Here is a 1,166-nt window from a genome sequence, read left to right on the forward strand (position 1 = left end):
GGCGGGGCAATCGTCGCCAGCCATGATCGAGAGCTTCTGGAGGAGATGGATGCCATCATTGAACTGACCTCGCTCGGGATGACCCGTTACGGCGGGAAYTACAGCGCCTTCCGGCAGCGCAAGGACACTGAACTGGATGCTGCGGCCCGCGATCTTGCCCATGCCGAAAAAGCCCTTTCAGATGTTGCGCGCCGTGCGCGTCAAGCGAGCGAGCGAAAGGCACGGAAGGATAGTGCCGGGCATCGGGCGCGGGCGCGGGGCGATCAGCCGAAAATCCTGATGGACGCGGCCAAGGGCCGGGCGGAAGCCTCCGGCGGTGCCGGTGCGCGCTTGCGTGATGCCCGGCGCGAGGCGGCTGACGAGGCGATGTCCGCCGCGCGCGAGAAGATCGAAATCCTGCAACCGCTGCGCATGGACATCCCCCCGACTGGCCTTGACCCCGGCAGGACGGTGTTGCGGCTGGGTAGGGTGACTGGTGGATATGACCCCGCCCACCCCGTCATCCGCGACCTGTCACTGACAGTCACCGGTCCCGAACGTATTGTCATTTCCGGACCGAACGGCAGCGGCAAGACCACGCTTCTGAAGATCATCACCGGCCAGATCATGCCGCAAACCGGGCGGGTGGAGTTGACTGTGCCGTTCGCGCTACTGGATCAGCATGTCGGATTGCTCGATCCCGCCTGCACCCTCCGCGACAATTTCCTGCACCTGAATCCCTTGGCGGATATCCATATGGCCCATGCCGCGCTGGCCCGGTTTGGATTCCGTGCGGCGGATGCCTTGCGCTACGCAGGGGAGTTGAGCGGAGGTGAGCGTCTCCGCGCCGGTCTGGCCTGTGCCCTTGGGGGCATGCCACCGCCAATGTTGCTGATACTCGACGAGCCGACCAATCACCTCGATCTCGAAGGGATGACCGCTCTGGAGGCCACGCTGGCTGCTTATGACGGTGCGGTGATGGTGATCAGTCACGACACGCCATTCCTTGCATCGCTTGCACCGGACAGAACCGTTCATCTTGGGCAATGACTGCTTTTGGCGCGAAGCGGAAGACCGCAGTCGGCCGATACTGTTGAAAAACTATTGGTGGTGAGAATCTCATCTGTCCCCTTAGAAATTAGCGTCCGTGACACGAACCGCCCGCCGAGATATCGTAATGCCTTTCT

Annotated in this window: 1 protein-coding gene; it reads left to right on the forward strand. The window is 62.4% G+C overall.

Annotated elements, in window-relative coordinates:
* The coding region (locus ASC90_RS17135) for an ATP-binding cassette domain-containing protein (RefSeq protein ID WP_156393005.1) at positions 1-1,029 on the forward strand (1,029 nt) is incomplete at its 5' end.
* Positions 1,030-1,166: the final 137 nt, after the last annotated feature.

Source organism: Rhizobium sp. Root1220 (assembly GCF_001426265.1).
In the GTDB taxonomy this organism is placed as follows: Bacteria; Pseudomonadota; Alphaproteobacteria; order Rhizobiales; family Rhizobiaceae; genus Rhizobium.